Raw genomic sequence first — 17,275 nt, 5'->3', positions numbered from 1 at the left:
AAGCCGGCTCCGACAGAAAAGCGGTTCTGCTTTTGCTTCTAACACTCAGGTCGGCTTCCAGGCCGCCGTGCTCTTGCTTTTGATCTTAGGCGCCCCGCCGACAGGCGGGGCAGAGCGCTTTGGTTACTTTGCCGCTTTTGCAAAGTGACTCGCTGTAAGAGCGAAACCATAAGCCGCCGTTACCCAAATAACGGATATGTACCCAGCCAGATCAAACCGACAAATACCGACTGATAGTCGCCTCATCCACCCGATCCCGAGTTTCCTCAATCACAAACCGCCCCTTCTCAATCACCAAAAACCGATCAGCAATTTCCAAAGTAAAAGACAACACCTGCTCAGAAACAACAATCGTCAAATCCCGCAAATTGCGAATCTCCTTAAGCGTACGAGCAATGTCCTTGATGATCGAAGGCTGAATCCCCTCAGTCGGCTCATCGAGCAACAACACCTTGGGATTCGTCGCCAACGCCCGGGCAATCGCCAACTGCTGTTGCTGCCCCCCAGACAAATTCCCACCCTTGCGCGAACGCATGTCATACAGCACCGGAAACAGCGCATACAAATCCTCAGGCACCCTGCCCCGGGCCGCCGCCGGCAACCCAGTCTGAATATTCTCCAACACACTCATGCTGGGAAAAATCATCCGCCCCTGCGGCACATAGGCAATCCCCCGCTCCACCCGCTCATGGGTTTCAAGCGCAGACACATCATGCCCATCCACACTGACCTGCCCCTGCCACTGCGGCAAAATACCCATCAGGCTCTTGAACAACGTGGTCTTGCCCATCCCGTTGCGCCCCATCACCGCGACGATCTCACGCTTCGCCACATCCAACTCCAGGTCGTGAAGAATCTGGCTCTGCCCGTACCCACACGACAGTTTGTCGATCTTGAACATGCCCGACTCCTCAGTGGCCCAAATACACTTCAATGACTTTCGGATTGCTCTGCACCGACTCCATGCTGCCCTCGGCCAGCACCTTGCCCTGATGCAACACCGTGACCTTGTGGGCAATGCTCTTGACGAACTCCATGTCATGCTCGATCACCAACACCGAGCGCCCCTGGCTGATGCGCTTGAGCAACTCGGCCGTTTGCGCCCGCTCGTTGACGCTCATCCCAGCCACCGGCTCGTCGAGCATCAGCAATTCAGGGTCTTGCATCAGCAGCATGCCAATCTCCAGCCACTGCTTTTGCCCGTGGGACAGCAGGTCCGCCTGCTGCTGCAACAAGTCGCCGAGGAAGATTTCCCGCGCCACCTCCTCGACCCGCGCAATCACCTGGGCATTACGCTTGAAAAACAGCGCGCCCCACACCTTGCGCCCGGCCGGATACGACATCTCGAGGTTTTCAAACACCGTGAGGTTTTCGTAGATCGATGGGTTCTGGAACTTGCGCCCTACCCCGGCGCGCACGATGTTGTATTCGCGCATTTTGGTCAGTTCCTGGCCGTCGAACTGGATGCTGCCACTGGTGGCGCGGGTCTTGCCGCAGATCAAATCCAGCACCGTGGTTTTGCCGGCGCCGTTGGGCCCGATCACCACCCGCACTTCATTGCGGTCGATATACAGGTTGAGGTTGTCGACAGCCTTGAAGCCATCGAATGACACGGTGAGGCCTTCGATAGCCAACACCGGTTTCTTCATTTCAAAACCAACGGCGGTCATGGCTGTGTCTCCAGGATCTTGGCTTCAGCCTTGGGCTTGATCTTCGCCGGTTCGGCCTTGACCACCGGCTTGCGCCGCAACACCCGGGCCAGGGCCTGGCGACCATGGCTGTCCCACAACCCCGCCAGGCCGTTGGGGAAGTACATGACCACGGCGATAAACAACCCGCCCATCAGGTACAGCCACAGCTCAGGGAAGGATTCGGAAAAGTAGGTCTTGCCATAGTTCACCAGCAACGCGCCATACACCGCGCCCAGCAACGACATGCGCCCGCCCACCGCGGCAAAGATCACCATCTCGATGGACGGCACGATGCCCACGAACGACGGCGACATAAAGCCCACCTGCAAGGCAAACATCGCCCCGCCAATCGCCGAGAACGCCGCCGCCACGCAGAACACGAAAATCTTGAAACTGGCCACGTCATACCCGGAAAACCGTACCCGCTCTTCCTTGTCACGCATGGCCATCAACAGCCGGCCCAGTTTCGAGGCGAGGATGAAACGGCCAATGAAAATGCAGCCAAACAACAGCCCGGCGTTGATGAAATACAGGATCATCTTCGCGCCGTCACCGCGCAGGTCCCAGCCCAGCAGGGTCTTGAGGTCAGTAATGCCATTGACACCACCGGTAAGGCCTTGCTGGCCGACGATCAGCACCGTGAGGATCAGCGCAATCGCCTGGGTGACGATGGAGAAATACACATCGCCCACCCGCCGCTTGAACAGCGCCATGCCGATGATGAACGCCAGCAGCACCGGCACCGCAATCACCGCGAACAGGGTGAAGGTGAAGCTGTGGAACGGCTGCCAGAGCCACGGCAATTCGGTGATCTGGTTCCAGTCCATGAAGTCCGGGATGCCCGGGGTGGACTGGATCTTGGTGCTGATCGGGTCCGAGGCCTCAAGCTTCAGGAACATCGCCATGCAGTAGCCGCCGACGCCGAAAAACACCCCCTGCCCGAGGCTGAGAATCCCGCCATAGCCCCAGCACAGCACCAGGCCCACCGCGACGAACGCGTAGGTCAGGTACTTGCCGACCATGTTCAGCCGGAAGGCGTCCAGGGTCAGCGGGAACACCACGAGGATCAACAGCGCCAACAGCACGATGCCGATCAGGTTTTGCTGGCCGCCCAGCAGTTTGTCTAGAGCCTTCATCGGTTCGCCTCTACTTGCGCACTTTGATGGAGAACAACCCTTGCGGGCGCAGCATCAGGATCAGGATCACCGACGACAGCGTCAGCACCTTGGCCATCGAGCCACTGAGGAAAAACTCCGACAGCGATTGGGTCTGGGCAATCACGAACGCCGAGGCAATGGTGCCGAACAGGCTTTGCGCGCCGCCGAATACGACGACCAGGAAGGTGTCGACGATGTACTGCGAACCGGCGGTCGGCCCGGTGGAGCCGATGGTGGTGAACGCCGCACCGGCCACGCCCGCCACGCCGCAGCCGAGGGCGAAGGTCATGCGGTCGACCTTGCGCGTGTTGATGCCCACCGCCCGGCTCATCAAGCGGTTCTGCACGGTGGCGCGCACCTGCAAGCCCCAGCGCGAACGGTAGAGCATGACGAAGATCGCCCCGGTCAGCAGCACGGTCAGGCCCATCATGAACAGGCCGTTGCGCGGGATCTCGATGGCGTCGCTGAGGTTCACCGAACCCATCAGCCAGGCCGGCGGTTCGGCACTCACTTCACGGGCGCCGAACACCGAGCGGAAGGTTTGCTGCATCACCAGGGACAAACCCCAGGTGGCGAGCAAGGTGTCCAGTGGCCGCTTGTACAAGCGGCTGATCATCGCCCATTCCACCAGCCAGCCCACGGCGCCCGCGACGAGGAATGACAGGGCAATGGCAACGAAAAAGTAGTACGGCTGAAAGCTCGGCGCGAAATGCGCGGTAAGGCTGGAACAGACGTAGGTGGTGTAGGCGCCAATGGTCAGGAACTCACCGTGGGCCATGTTGATCACGCCCATCTGGCCGAAGATGATTGCCAGTCCCAATGCCATCAGCAACAGCACGCAGAACACGGACAAGCCGTTGAACCCCTGCATCGCCGCGATGGCTCCAAATTCCGATAGCCATTCCATGATGATGGTCTCCTGAGCGGGAGGTTGAAATGCAATCTGCTTCTGCTTTATGTGGGAGCTGGCTTGTGTGGGAGCGGGCTTGCTCGCGAATACGGTGTGTCAGTACCGGATGCACTCACTGATTCACCGCTTTCGCGAGCAAGCCCGCTCCCACACAAAACCAGTTCCCACATTCAGATCAGCGCCAGACCCGAGGTTATTGATAGCCTTTCGGAAACGGATTCGGCTCGATCAGATCCGACTCGTAGATCACCTTGAACTGCCCGTTTGGCTGCACTTCACCAATGCGCGACTTGCTCCACAGGTGATGGTTTTCGTGGATCTTCACATAGCCTTCCGGCGCGTTTTTCAGCTCGATGCCAGGCGATGCGGCGACGACTTTATCCACGTCGAAACTGCCGGCCTTCTCCACCGCCGCTTTCCACAACCAGGGGCCGAGGTAGGCCGCCTGGGTCACATCACCGATCACTGCATCCTTGCCGTACTTGGCCTTGAACGCTTCCACGAAGGCTTTGTTGTTCGGGTTGTCGAGGCTCTGGAAGTACTTCATCGAGGCATAGAAGCCGGCCATGTTTTCGCCGCCGATGCCCAGCAGTTCGTCTTCGGTCACCGACAGGGTCAACAGGGTTTGCTTGGACGCATTCACGCCCGCTGCGTTGAGCTGTTTGTAGAAGGCCACGTTGGAGCCGCCCACCACGGCCGCAAACACCACGTCAGGCTTTTTCAGCTTGACCTTGTTGATCAGCGAACCGAACTGGGTATTGCCCAGCGGGTAGTAGTCTTCGCCGACCACGGTGCCGTGCAGGACATTTTCAATGTGCTTGCGCGCGATCTTCATCGAGGTGCGCGGCCAGATGTAGTCCGAGCCCACCAGGTAGAAGGTTTTGGCGCCCTTGGTCTTGGCGATCCAGTCGAGGCTGGCAAGGATTTGCTGGGTCGCTTCCTGGCCGGTGTAGATCACGTTTTTCGACTGTTCCAGGCCTTCATAGAAGGTCGGGTAGTAGAGCAGGCCGTTTTCTTTCTCGAAGATCGGCAATACGGCTTTACGTGAAGCGGAGGTCCAGCAGCCGAACACTGCAGCCACCTTGTCGTTCACCAGCAGTTTCTTGGCCTTTTCGGCGAAGGTCGGCCAGTCGGACGCGCCGTCTTCCTGGATCACCTTGATCTGCCGCCCGAGGATCCCGCCCGAGGCGTTGATCTGCTCGATGGCCAGGCGTTCGGCCTGGATCGAACCGGTTTCGGAAATCGCCATGGTGCCGGTGGCCGAGTGCAACTGGCCGACGGTGACTTCGGTGGGCGTCACCGCCAGGCCTTCGTTGTCGGCCATGACGCCATGGCTGAACAGACTCGCCGCCAGCAGTGATAAGGCCAACAACGGTTTGGAGCGGATCAATCGTGATTCCATGGGGCGACTCCTCTGCAATGAGGGGTTCAGCATGGCGGCAGGTGGCCACGGCGGGTATACGCAGCCTGACGTAACGGGGTACGTCATTTGACGTATGCCGTTGCGCACCATTTTCGAGCAGGATCCCGCCCGCCTTGGGAAAGGAAACCCCTGTGGCGAGGGAGCTTGCTCCCGTTGGGCTGCGCAGCGGCCCCAAAACCGGCGACCCGGTTCTGCCTGGAAAAATGAAGTGGTCTTGCTGGGCCTGCTTCGCAGTCCAACGGGAGCAAGCTCCCTCGCCACGAAGAGCGCACCCCGCAGGACTGGGGCACGAATATTGCTGCCATCTCCCCATCCTTGCAGGAGTTCCCCACCGTGCACCCCCTCCCCGGCACCCAGCGCATCGTCAAGATCCGCCGCGACTACAACTCCTGGGTCGCCGACGAGACCATGGAAGACTACGCCCTGCGCTACACCCCGAAGTCCTTCCGCAAATGGTCGGAACTGCGCATCGCCAACACCGCCTTGGGCGCGGTGTCGTTCCTGGCGCTGGAGGCCATCGGCGGCGTATTGGCCTTGAGCTACGGCTTTACCAACACCTTCTGGGCGATCCTCGCCATCAGCCTGGTGATCTTTCTCACCGGCCTGCCCATCAGCTACTACGCCGCCCGCTATGGCGTAGACATGGACCTGCTGACCCGCGGCGCGGGCTTCGGTTACATCGGCTCCACCATCACCTCGCTGATCTACGCCAGCTTCACCTTCCTGTTCTTCGCCCTGGAAGCGGCGATCATGGCCCTTGCCCTGGAGTTGTATTTCCATATCCCGCTGGCCATCGCCTATGTCATCTGTTCACTGCTGGTGATCCCGCTGGTGGCCTACGGCGTAACGCTGATCAGCCGCCTGCAATTGTGGACGCAACCGCTGTGGCTGGTGCTGCTGGTGCTGCCCTATGGCTTCGTGTTGTGGAAAAACCCCGAGGCCTTCAGCGACTGGACCAGCTTTGTCGGCCGCAGCAGCGACGGTGGCGACTTCAATCTGCTGTCGTTCTGCGCCGCCTGCACCGTGGCGCTGTCGCTGGTCACGCAGATCGGCGAACAGGTGGACTACCTGCGCTTCCTTCCGGAAAAAACCAGCGCCAACCGCAAGCGCTGGTGGGCCGCGCTGTTATGCGCCGGGCCCGGCTGGATCGTGCCGGGGGCGTTGAAAATGTTCGCCGGGGCGTTCCTGGCGTTCCTCGCCCTGCAACATGAAATCCCCATGGAGCGCGCCGCCGAGCCAACCCAGATGTACCTCGTCGCGTTCGGCTATGTGTTCTCCTCTCCCGAATGGGCGCTGGGGGCGATGGTGCTGTTCGTGTTCATCTCGCAGATGAAGATCAACCTGACCAACGCCTACGCCGGCTCCCTGGCCTGGTCGAACTTCTTTGCCCGCGTGACCCACAGCCACCCCGGCCGCGTGGTGTGGCTGGTGTTCAACGTCGCCATTGCGCTGATGCTGATGGAGCTCGGCGTGTTCGATGTGATCGAGCAGGTGCTGGGGCTCTACGCGAATATCGCGATTGCCTGGATCGGCACGCTGGTAGCGGACCTGGTAATCAACAAGCCCCTGGGCCTGTCGCCCAAACACATCGAATTCAAGCGTGCGCACCTCTACGACATCAACCCGGTGGGCGTCGGCTCGATGCTGATTGCCTCGCTGCTGTCGATCCTCGCCCACTTCGGCCTGTTCGGCGCCCTGGCCCAGGCCGCGCCACCGTTTGTCGCGCTGGGCACCGCGTTAATCATGGCGCCGCTATTGGCGTGGCTGACCAAGGGCCGCTACTACATTGCGCGCAGCAGCGAGGCGCAATTGATTCACCCGCAACCCGGCACCGGCCTGGTGATCTGCGGGCTGTGCAGCAACCCGTTCGAGACCGCCGACATGGCGTTCTGCCCGGCCTACAGCACGCCGATCTGCTCGCTCTGTTGCTCACTGGATGCGCGTTGCGGCGACCGTTGCAAACCCCACGCGCGCCTGGCCAGCCAGTTCGAAGGGGTGTTGCGCTGGTTGCTGCCGACCACGCTGGTACCGCGCCTGCATACGCGACTGGCGCATTACCTCGGATTGTTGATGGCGCTGGTGCTGATGCTCGCCGGGGCGCTGGCGCTGATCTACATGCAGGCGGCCCAGGGTTTGCCCCATTCGCAAACCTTGTACCAGGCGTTTTTCAAGGCGTTCCTCACGCTCTCGGTGCTGGCCGCCGTACTCGCCTGGTGGGTAGTACTCACCCGCGAAAGCCGGCGGGTGGCCCAGGAAGAATCCGACCGGCAAACCTCGCTGCTGATGCAGGAGATCGCCGCCCACAGCCTCACCGACCAGGCCCTGCAACAGGCCAAGGAAGCCTCGGAAGCAGCGAACGCGGCCAAGAGTCGCTACGTCACCGGGCTGTCCCACGAGCTGCGCACGCCGCTCAACAGCATCCTCGGCTTCACCCAGATTCTGCAGCGCGACAGTGCCATGCCCGAACAGCATCAGGATGCCCTGGCGACCATCCTGCGCAGCGGCTCGCACCTGCTGTCGCTGATCGACGGCCTGCTGGACGTGGCGAAGATCGAGGCCGGCAAGCTGCGCCTGGAGCTCACCGAAATCCCCTTCCCGGAACTGATCCACGACCTGGAGCAGATGTTCACCCCCCAGGCCGAAGACAAGGGCCTGCGCTTTCGCCTGGACTGCGTGGGCAAGATCCCCGCCGTAGTGCGCGGCGATGAAAAACGCGTGCGGCAGATCCTGATCAACCTGCTGGGCAACGCGATCAACTTTACCGACAGCGGCGAGGTGCGCCTGCGGGTCAGCTACATGCGCGAGACCGCCAACTTCGAAATCATCGACACCGGCATCGGGATTGACCCCGAACAGATCGAGCGGATTTTCCAGCCGTTTGAACGCGGCGACCTGATGCGCCAGGACAAGGGCGTGGGTCTGGGCCTGACCATCACACGCATGCTGACCTCGCTGATGGGCGGCGAATTGCGGGTGGTCAGCGAGCTGGACAAGGGCACCTGCTTCCAGGTACGGCTGTTCCTGTCCCAGGTCCGCGTGCCGCAAGCGGTGGTGCATGTGGAGCACGACATCATCGGCTACCACGGCGAACGACGGCGCATCCTGGTGGTGGATGACCACGTGGACCATCGCAAGGTGCTCAGCGGCATGCTCACGCCCCTGGGCTTCGAGGTGTCCCAGGCCAGCAACGGCCAGGAGGCGATCCGCCAGGTGGCGCTGCTGTCGCCGGACCTGATCTTGATGGACCTGTCGATGCCGACCATGGACGGCTGGGCCACCAGCCGGATGATCCGGCGTAATGCGCTGTCTGCCGCGCCGATTATCATCATCTCCGCCAACGCCTTCACTGACGACCGCGAACGCAGCATCGCCGGCGCCTGCAACGACTACCTGGCCAAGCCGGTGCGTACCCCTGAACTGCTCGGACGCCTGCAACTGCACCTGGACTTGCAATGGCTGCGCCGTCGCACACCGCTCGCCGCGCCGGTCGCGACCCAAGGCGCGCTACCCAGCGCAGAAGAACTCGCGGTGCTCGCCGAACTGAGCGCCATTGGCTATGTGCGTGGTTTGCATGAAAAGCTCGACGCCATCGTGCTGGACAGCCCAGGTACCGCACCGTTCATCAACAAGCTCCGGGCCTTGCTGAAAAGCTTTCGCCTGGAAGAACTCAACCGCATCCTGAAGGAGGCCGAAGATGAATGCCTTGACCCACAGCGCTGAGCCCGGCGTGGTGCTGATTGTCGACGACACCCCGGACAACCTGGCCATGCTCTCCGACGCCCTGGACGACGCCGGCTACATGGTGCTGGTGGCGCTGGACGGCCTCAGCGCGCTGAACCGCGTGCAACGCCGACGCCCGGATTTGATCCTGCTGGACGCGGTGATGCCCGGCCTGGACGGCTTTGAAACCTGCCGCCGGCTCAAGGCACAACCGGCCAGCGCGGATATTCCGGTGGTGTTCATGACCGGGCTGACCGACAGCAAGCATGTGGTGCAGGGGTTCGAGGTGGGCGGCAGCGATTACGTGACCAAGCCGATCCAGACCGATGAAGTGCTGGCGCGGGTGGCGGCGCATTTGCGTACGTCGCGGATTTTGCTGTCGGCGCGGGCGGCGACACAGCCGAGCGTCATCACCCTGGAGGATGAGCCGGCGCACAAGCTATTGTCGGCGCGGTTTCAGTTGACGGAGCGGGAAGTGGAAGTGCTGCGTTGGGTGGCGTGTGGCAAGACCAATCGGGATATTGGCGACATTCTTGGGTTGAGTCCGAGGACGGTGAACAAGCATCTGGAGCATGTGTATGTGAAGTTGGGAGTGGAGACGCGCACGGCGGCGACTTCGGTGGCGATGGCGGCGATGAGTCCAACCCGGATCCCACAGATGGCCACGGTCTAAAATGTGGGAGCGGGCTTGCTCGCGAATGCGGTGTGTCAGTCACCAAATTTTTTACTGATACACCGCATTCGCGAGCAAGCCCGCTCCCACATTTGATCTGTGTCGTTACTGGTATTACCTACCCGCCGAAGATCTGCGACGGCCGGCGCAACGTCGGGTCAAACGGATTGATCTTCGGCCCAATCGCCGCCGCCTCGCGCTTCAACAACTCCACCACCGTCGGCAACCGCCCCGGCCCCAGCCGGTCGCTGATAGTCGCCACACTCAACGCCGCCACCGCATGCCCATTACGATCCAGGATCGGCACCGCCAACCCGGCCATGCCTTCCAGCACCCCGGTATTGCGCGCCGCATACCCCAACCGCCGCACACTCTCCACCTCCGAACGCAAAAACACCTCGTCGTACAGGTGAAAATCCTTGAGCCGCGGCAAGTTGTAGCGGATCACCGTCTCGCGCTCTTCCTCCGGCAAAAACGCCAAAATCGCCAGGCTGCCCTGCCCCACGCCCAGCGCCACGCGGCCGCCGATATCACCGGTAAAGGTACGGATCGGATACGGCCCTTCACTGCGGTCCAGGCAGATCGCATCAAACCCGCTGCGCGCCAGCAGGAACAATGAATCCCCCAACGACGCACTGAGGCGCAACATGCTCGGCCGCACCAGGTCCCGCAGGTTGCCGGTGTTGCCCGCATTCGCCGCCAGTGCGAAGAACTCCAGGCTCAGCCGATAGCGCTTGCTGCGCGCATCCTGCTCCACCATGCCCTCGTCCATCAGGCTGCGCAGCAGTCGGTGGGTGGTGGGTTGCGACAGCCCCACCTGCTGCGCCAGTTGCGTCACCCGTTCACCACCGTCCGGCGCCGCGCCGAGGATGCGCAGTAATGCAAACAACCGGGAGACGCCACCGGCGCCGACTTCCTTGACACTTTCATTCCGCTCAGTGGAATCCATAAGCCGATATCTCACACTAAATTCTGGTCAGTGAATGAAACTGAAAAAAGTACTCTATCCAGTGAAATTCCATCTTCCGCCATCCTAGTCTTTCGCCCTAATCTGCGTCCACAGGGGCGAAATGAACAACTAACGGCAGCCGACTCAAGATCGAGCGCCAACGCACCCGCAACACCCTTTTCGCATCTGCCCAAAACAAAAAAGCGCGTTTCGACGCGACTCAAAAAGGTGGAACGCAGACATGGCTTTTCTCCAACTCAACGCCTTGAGCAAACGCTACGGCGCCGTCGACGCGGTGGTCGCCACTGATCTTGCGGTGGAAAAAGGCGAATTCGTGTCCCTGCTCGGCCCCTCGGGCTGCGGCAAGACCACCACCTTGCAAATGATCGCCGGCTTCGTCGACGTCACCGGTGGCCAGATCGTCCTCGACGGTCGCGACATCACCCACGCCAAACCCGCCAGCCGCGGCCTGGGCGTGGTGTTCCAGAGCTACGCGCTGTTCCCCCACATGAGCGTGCGCGACAACGTCGCCTTCGGCCTGAAGATGCGCAAGGTGCCTGCCACGGAGATCGCAAGCAGAGTCAAGACCGTGCTGGAACTGGTGCGCCTGGCGCCCCACGCCGAGCGCTACCCGCGGGAACTGTCCGGCGGTCAGCGCCAGCGCGTGGCCCTGGCCCGCGCCCTAGTGATCGAGCCGCCGGTGTTGCTGCTGGACGAGCCCCTCTCCAACCTCGACGCCAACCTGCGGGAAGAGATGCAGTTTGAGATCCGTCGCATCCAGTGTGAAGTCGGGATCACCACCCTGATGGTCACCCACGACCAGGCCGAGGCGCTGTCCATCAGCGACCGGGTAGTAGTGATGCAGGCCGGGCGCGTGACGCAGATCGACGCGCCGTACAAACTCTATGAACACCCGCGCACGCGCTTTATCTCGGACTTTGTCGGCAAGGCCAACCTGCTGGCGGGCGACTTCGATCAACTCGGCGCGCCGCAAGTGCGCTTTGAACCGGGCAACGGCGAGCTGACCCTGAGCCTGCGCCCGGAAAAGATCGACCTGGTGGCCGCCGGCTCGGGTCGCCTGCAAGGCAGGATCCTCAACAGCTACTTCTTCGGCAGCCAATGGCTGTATCGCATCAAGACCGAGATCGGCGAGCTGACCGTGGTCCGCCGCAATGACGGCAGCGCGCCATTGGCTTGCGGCGCTGCAGTGGGCCTGGACTGGGAGTCGAACCTGTTGCGGGTGCTGGCAGCGGATGAGGTGCGCGCATGAGCCGTGGCTACCTGTTGTCGTTGCCGGCGCTGGTGTTGTTTTTCGGGCTGCTGATCCTGCCCCTGGGCCTGACACTGGTGCTGTCGTTCAACGTGTTCGACTATCAGGTAGGGGTGAAGGCCGATGAGTGGACCTTCGCCCACTACCTGTCGCTGTTCAGCGATTCGTACTTCTACGAGATCTTCTGGCGCACCTTCTGGATCAGTGCCCTGGTGACCTTGCTCTGCGTGGTGATCGGCGTGCCCGAGGCCTACATCCTCAGCCGCATGGGCACGCCATGGCGCTCGATCTTCCTGATCCTGATCCTCACCCCGCTGTTGATTTCGGTGGTGGTGCGGGCCTTCGGCTGGAGCCTGCTGCTGGGTGCCGATGGCCTGGTGAACCAGGTGATCCAGGCCCTGGGCGGCAAGCCGGTGAAGCTGCTGTACACCTCGTTCGCCGTGATCATCGCACTGGTGCACGTGATGCTGCCGTTCATGATCATCCCGGTGTGGACCTCCCTGCAGAAGCTCGACCCGTCGGCGGAACAAGCGGCGCTGTCCCTGGGTGCCAGCCAGGCCACGGTGATGCGCAAGATCGTGTTGCCGCAGGTGATGCCCGGCGTGCTGTCCGGCACCCTGATCGTGTTCGGCCTGGCTGCCAGCTCCTTCGCGATCCCCGGCCTGCTGGGCGGACGCCGCCTGAAGATGGTCGCCACGGTGGTCTACGACCAATACCTCTCGGAACTCAACTGGCCCATGGGCGCGACCATCGCGGTGGTGCTTCTGTTGGTCAACTTGCTGATCATGCTGAGCTGGAACCGCATGGTCGAAGGCCGCTACAAAAAGTCCCTGGGAGTATAAGACGATGTCCAGAAACGGTCCTTTGGCCCTGGGCTTTCACGGCCTGGTGGTGCTGTTCATGATGGCGCCGCTGGTGGTGGTGTGCCTCGTGGCCTTCACCCCGGAAAATACCTTGAGCCTGCCCACTTCGGGCTTCTCCCTGCGCTGGTTTCATGCGGTGTTCGAGCGCGCGGACTTTATCCAGGCGTTCTACAACAGCCTGGTCCTGGCGTTCGTTGCCGCCACCCTGGCGACGTTGATCGCGGTGCCGGCGGCGCTGGCAATCAGTCGCTACCAGTTCCCCGGCCGTAACTTCTTCAGTGCGCTGTTCCTCTCGCCGATCATCATCCCGCACCTGGTGCTGGGGGTGGCGATGCTGCGGCTGTTCGCAATGATGGGCGTCAACGGCAGCTTCACCTGGTTGATGCTGGCCCACGTGGTGATCATCACGCCTTACGTATTGCGCCTGGTATTGGCGGCCGCCATCGGCATTGACCGCAGCGCCGAGCAGGCTGCCGAATCCCTCGGCGCCAGCCGCTTCACCCTGTTTCGCCAGATCACCTTGCCGATGATTCTGCCCGGCGTGGCCGGCGGCTGGTTGCTGGCGTTCATCAACAGTTTCGATGAAGTGACCCTGTCGATCTTTGTCAGCTCGCCGGCCACCCAGACCTTGCCGGTGCGCATGTACGTGTACGCCACCGAATCCATCGACCCGATGATGGCGGCCGTGTCGGCGCTGGTGATCGGGTTGACGGCGGCGGCCATGATTCTGCTGGACCGGGTCTACGGCCTGGATCGCGTGTTGGTAGGGAAACATTGATGGCACTGTTCAAACGACTGGCCGAGACCGAGCGGCCCAGCCTGGCGTTCACCCTCGATGGGCAGCCTGCCACGGGCCTGCTTGGGGACACCTTGCTGACTGCCGTACTGACCTGCGCCGAGCACCTGCGGGGCAGTGATTTCAGCGCCGAACGCCGCGCCGGTTTCTGCTTGATGGGGGCCTGCCAGGATTGCTGGGTACGCCTGGAAGATGGTCGGCGAGTGCGCGCCTGTTCGACCTTGCTGGAAGACGGCCAGGCGATTCGCCGTGACCCGGGGCGCCAGGCATGAAGAGCGTGGTGATAGTGGGCGCAGGCCCAGCGGGCATTACCGCAGCCCGGACCTTGCTGGACCATGGCGTAACCCCGGTGTTGGTGGACGAGAGCCTGCGCGGTGGCGGCCAGATCTATCGGCGCCAGCCGGCGAACTTCCAGCGCTCGGCCAAGCAGCTGTATGGGTTTGAAGCGGGCAAGGCGACAGCGCTGCATCGCACCATGGATGAGCTGGCCACCCGGATCGACTACCGGCCGGAAACCCTGGTGTGGAATGCGGAAAATGGCCGCCTGGACATGCTCAACAACGGCCACGCCGAAAGCATCGAATACACGCAGATCATCGTCGCCACGGGCGCCACCGACCGCATCCTGCCCGTGCCGGGCTGGACGCTGCCCGGTGTGTACAGCCTGGGCGCGGCGCAAATCGCGCTGAAGTATCAAGGCTGCGCCATCGGTGAGCGCGTCGCGTTTTGCGGCAGCGGGCCGTTGCTGTACCTGGTGGCGTATCAGTACGCCAAGGCCGGGGCCAAGGTGGTGGCGGTGCTCGACAGCGCGCCGTTCAGCGCCCAATGCCGCGCCCTGCCGGCATTGCTCGGCCAGCCGGCGACCCTGGCCAAGGGTTTGTACTACCGCGCCTGGCTCACGGCCCACGGCATCCCGGTGCATCAAGGGGCAACGTTGTCGCGGATTGAGGGCGAGCAGCGGGTCAGGGGCATCCGCTGGGATCAGCACAACATCAACTGTGATGCCGTGGCCTTCGCCCATGCCCTGCGCAGCGAGACCCAACTGGCGGATTTACTTGGGTGTGAATTTGCCTGGAATGCATTGAACCGCGCCTGGTTGCCCCAGCGAGATGCGGCCGGGCGTAGCAGTGTCGCGGGCGTGTATCTGGCTGGCGACGGTGCCGGAATCATGGGCGCCGATGCGGCGCAAATGGCCGGCGAGCGAGCGGCATTGGCCTTGCTCGAAGACAGCGGTGTTGCCATCGACCACCGTCGCGGGCCCGTGCTGGAACAACAACTGGCAGGTATCCAGCGCTTTCGCCACGGCCTGGAAACCGCCTTCCCCTTCCCGGAAAACTGGGCCGCTGAAGCTCCGGACGAACTGATCCTGTGCCGCTGTGAAGAAGTCAGCGTCGGCGAAGTACGCGCGGTGGTGGATGAAGGCCACTGGGAAGTGAACCGGGTCAAGGCCCATTGCCGGGTTGGCATGGGCCGCTGCCAGGGCCGGATGTGCGGGCTGGCGGCGGCGGAAATCGTTGCCCAGCGCAGTGGCCGCGAGATTGAAAACGTTGGCCGCCTGCGTGGCCAGGCACCGATCAAACCCTTGCCGTTTGGCGTGGAGGTGCAGCCATGATCGACAGTGAAGTGATCGTGTTGGGTGGCGGGATTGTCGGGGCCTCGGCGGCTTTGATGCTGGCGCAAAAAGGTCGGCGCGTGGTGCTGCTGGAGCGGGACTTTTGTGGCTCGCACTCCAGTGGTGTGAACTATGGCGGCGTGCGGCGCCAGGGGCGGCCATTGCACCAACTGCCGCTATCGCAACGTGCCCATGAGCTATGGTCCGACTTGCCGGGGCTGATTGGCATTGACGGCGAATACGTGCGCTCCGGGCATTTGAAACTGGCCCGCAGTCATGACGATCTGGCGGCTCTGCAGGCTTACGCCGACGCTACTCGCGGCTTTGGCCTGGGCCTGCAAATGCTCGACCACGCTCAACTGCGCGCCCGGTTCCCGTGGGTGGGTGATGTGGCAGTCGGCGCGTCGTTATGCCCCGAAGACGGCCACGCCAATCCGCGCCTGGTCTCCCCCGCCTTTGCCCGCGCAGCGCAACGCCACGGTGCTCGGGTGATGGAGCAAACCGAAGTCACCCATCTTGAACATGACGGCCAGCGGTTTCAGTTGCGCTGTGCCAATGGGCTGCAGCTGCAAGCCCCCTGGCTGCTGAACTGCGCCGGCGCCTGGGCCGGCACCGTGGCCGCGCACTTTGGCGAGCCGGTGCCGATGACCTCGGCGCACCCGGCGATGCTGGTGACCGAGCCGTTACCGGTGGTGATGGACGTGAGCACCGGGGTGGAAGGCGGCGGGATTTATGCGCGGCAAGTCGCCCGGGGCAATTGCATCCTCGGTGGCGGGCGCGGCTTTGCCCTGGGCCCGCAACAAGCCCGCCCGGGCCAGGCGGCAGTGCTGGAGATTCTGCGCAATGCCGGCGAGTTGTACCCGTTCCTCAAGGGTGCCCAGGCGATCCGTACCTGGAGCGGCACCGAAGGTTATCTGCCCGACCACGAACCGGTGATCGGCGACAGCAGCACCCAACCCGGCCTGCTCCACGGTTTCGGCTTTGCCGGCGCCGGGTTCCAGCTCGGCCCTGCGGTCGGTGAAGCCCTGGCAGAGATCGTCTGCACGGGGGCCAGCCGGCAGCCCATCGAAGCATTTTCCATCCGTCGTTTCCAAGCCTGAGAGGAAGATTCATGCACATGATCAAACGTACTGCGCTGTCTTGCCTGTCCCTCGCCCTGTTGAGCACGGCGGCCCACGCCGCACCGACGCTTTACCTGGGCATGAACGGCGGCACAATGGAGCGGGTCTACGCCGACAAGGTGCTGCCCGCGTTCGAAAAGGCCAATAACGTCAAGGTGGTGATCGTGCCGGGCACCTCGTCGGACATCCTGGCCAAGGTGCAGGCCAACAAGGACAACCCGCAGATGCACGTGATGTTCCTCGACGACGGCATCATGTACCGCGCGATTTCCATGGGGTTGTGCGAGAAGCTCACGCCCAACCCGATCCTGGACCAGATTCCGGCCAAGGCGAAGATCAAGGAAGAAGCGGTTGCGGTGACGCTCGGGGTGACCGGGTTGGGTTACAACGCCAAGATGTTCAAGGAAAAGGGCTGGGCGCCGCCGACGTCGTGGATGGACCTGGCCGACCCGCGCTTCAAGGACAAGGTGGTGTTCCAGTCGTTGGCCTCGTCCACATTTGGGTTGCACGGGTTCCTCATGTTCAACCGGATTCAGGGGGGCAGCGAGACCAACGTGGAGCCGGGGTTCAAGGCCTGGCCGAAAACCGTCGGGCCCAACGTGCTGGAGTACATCGCCAGCTCGGCGAAGATTTCCGAGATGGTGCAGACGGATGAGGCGGCGATCTTTCCGCTGACGCCGACGCAGGTGACCACGCAGCAGTTGTTGGGTGTGCCGATGGAGTATGCGCAGCCGAAGGAAGGCGCGGTGGTGTTGAACGTGGCGGAGTGTGTGATTGCGCGGAATGACCAGCCGGAGTTGGCGCAAAAACTGGCGCAGTTCTTGTTGACCGCAGAGGCTCAGGCGCCGGCTTTGGAACTGGGGGATCAGATTCCTTCGAATCCTACGACGCCGACTACCGACAAAACCCGGGCGCGGGTGGAGGCGATGAACAGTTATTTGCAGACGGCGATTTCGATTGACTGGGACCAGGTGAACCAGGCACGGCCCGAGTGGAATGCGCGGTGGAGTCGGTCGATTGAGCGGTAGGCTTTGGGGGTGAATATCCGTTATTTGGGTGATGGCTTAAATTGGTTCCGCTCTTACAGCGG

15 protein-coding genes are annotated in these 17,275 nt (G+C 62.4%); 9 read left to right on the top strand and 6 right to left on the bottom strand.

Annotated features, from left to right (window positions below; translation table 11 throughout):
* Positions 1-211: 211 nt before the first annotated feature.
* The 5 genes from urtE to urtA all read right to left on the bottom strand — a co-directional run bounded on the left by urtE (position 212) and on the right by urtA (position 5,160).
* A complete protein-coding gene (gene urtE / locus HX801_RS26680; protein WP_008430563.1) occupies positions 212-901 on the bottom strand; it encodes an urea ABC transporter ATP-binding subunit UrtE in 690 nt (229 codons plus the stop codon).
* A gap of 10 nt (positions 902-911) precedes the next feature.
* The gene (urtD, locus tag HX801_RS26675; protein WP_003218258.1) at positions 912-1,670 is read right to left on the bottom strand and encodes an urea ABC transporter ATP-binding protein UrtD; all 759 of its coding nucleotides are present in this window, start codon (positions 1,668-1,670) and stop codon (positions 912-914) included.
* Positions 1,667-2,827: an urea ABC transporter permease subunit UrtC gene (gene urtC / locus HX801_RS26670; protein ID WP_003218260.1), complete on the bottom strand. Its 1,161-nt coding sequence runs from the start codon at positions 2,825-2,827 to the stop codon at positions 1,667-1,669. The genes urtD and urtC overlap by 4 nt, the downstream gene beginning before the upstream one ends.
* A 10-nt stretch (positions 2,828-2,837) precedes the next feature.
* Entirely contained in the window at positions 2,838-3,755 is a 918-nt protein-coding gene (gene urtB / locus HX801_RS26665) for an urea ABC transporter permease subunit UrtB (protein WP_177010127.1), read from the bottom strand.
* Between the two features lie 196 nt (positions 3,756-3,951).
* Positions 3,952-5,160, bottom strand: a complete 1,209-nt coding sequence (urtA, locus tag HX801_RS26660) for an urea ABC transporter substrate-binding protein (RefSeq protein ID WP_003218263.1) — start codon at positions 5,158-5,160, stop codon at positions 3,952-3,954.
* Positions 5,161-5,514: 354 nt separating this feature from the next.
* Here urtA and HX801_RS26655 point away from each other — a divergent pair, with 354 nt between their 5' ends.
* Together HX801_RS26655 and HX801_RS26650 are read left to right on the top strand one after the other, a co-directional pair.
* Positions 5,515-8,901: an ATP-binding protein gene (locus tag HX801_RS26655; RefSeq protein WP_087695378.1), complete on the top strand. Its 3,387-nt coding sequence runs from the start codon at positions 5,515-5,517 to the stop codon at positions 8,899-8,901.
* Entirely contained in the window at positions 8,876-9,574 is a 699-nt protein-coding gene (locus tag HX801_RS26650; protein ID WP_008430557.1) for a response regulator, read from the top strand. The genes HX801_RS26655 and HX801_RS26650 overlap by 26 nt, the downstream gene beginning before the upstream one ends.
* A 118-nt stretch (positions 9,575-9,692) precedes the next feature.
* On the opposite strand, the gene HX801_RS26645 is transcribed toward HX801_RS26650, so the two are convergent.
* Complete coding sequence (locus HX801_RS26645; protein ID WP_003218269.1) at positions 9,693-10,523, bottom strand: IclR family transcriptional regulator; 831 nt, start codon at positions 10,521-10,523, stop codon at positions 9,693-9,695.
* A gap of 241 nt (positions 10,524-10,764) precedes the next feature.
* On the opposite strand from HX801_RS26645, the gene HX801_RS26640 reads away from it, so the two are divergent.
* The 7 genes from HX801_RS26640 to HX801_RS26610 are packed head-to-tail and all read left to right on the top strand — an operon-like array spanning position 10,765 to position 17,213.
* Positions 10,765-11,793, top strand: coding sequence for an ABC transporter ATP-binding protein (locus tag HX801_RS26640; RefSeq protein ID WP_177023029.1), 1,029 nt, complete (start codon positions 10,765-10,767; stop codon positions 11,791-11,793).
* Positions 11,790-12,635 (top strand): ABC transporter permease, encoded by an 846-nt coding sequence (locus HX801_RS26635; protein ID WP_003218273.1) that lies wholly within the window; start codon positions 11,790-11,792, stop codon positions 12,633-12,635. Before HX801_RS26640 ends, HX801_RS26635 begins: the two co-directional genes overlap by 4 nt.
* A 4-nt stretch (positions 12,636-12,639) precedes the next feature.
* Positions 12,640-13,434, top strand: coding sequence for an ABC transporter permease (locus HX801_RS26630; protein ID WP_003218275.1), 795 nt, complete (start codon positions 12,640-12,642; stop codon positions 13,432-13,434).
* Positions 13,434-13,724 (top strand): (2Fe-2S)-binding protein, encoded by a 291-nt coding sequence (locus tag HX801_RS26625; protein WP_003218277.1) that lies wholly within the window; start codon positions 13,434-13,436, stop codon positions 13,722-13,724. Before HX801_RS26630 ends, HX801_RS26625 begins: the two co-directional genes overlap by 1 nt.
* Complete coding sequence (locus HX801_RS26620; RefSeq protein WP_177023028.1) at positions 13,721-15,064, top strand: NAD(P)/FAD-dependent oxidoreductase; 1,344 nt, start codon at positions 13,721-13,723, stop codon at positions 15,062-15,064. The genes HX801_RS26625 and HX801_RS26620 overlap by 4 nt, the downstream gene beginning before the upstream one ends.
* Positions 15,061-16,164 carry an FAD-binding oxidoreductase gene (locus tag HX801_RS26615; protein ID WP_008430551.1) on the top strand — a complete coding sequence of 368 codons (1,104 nt, stop codon included), beginning with the start codon at positions 15,061-15,063 and terminating at the stop codon, positions 16,162-16,164. The genes HX801_RS26620 and HX801_RS26615 overlap by 4 nt, the downstream gene beginning before the upstream one ends.
* A gap of 17 nt (positions 16,165-16,181) precedes the next feature.
* Positions 16,182-17,213 carry an ABC transporter substrate-binding protein gene (locus tag HX801_RS26610; protein ID WP_102370242.1) on the top strand — a complete coding sequence of 344 codons (1,032 nt, stop codon included), beginning with the start codon at positions 16,182-16,184 and terminating at the stop codon, positions 17,211-17,213.
* Positions 17,214-17,275: the final 62 nt, after the last annotated feature.

The sequence above is a fragment of the Pseudomonas sp. G1002 genome (assembly GCF_013385455.1).
GTDB lineage: Bacteria > Pseudomonadota > Gammaproteobacteria > Pseudomonadales > Pseudomonadaceae > Aquipseudomonas.
This window is presented reverse-complemented; position numbering and strand designations above follow the sequence as displayed.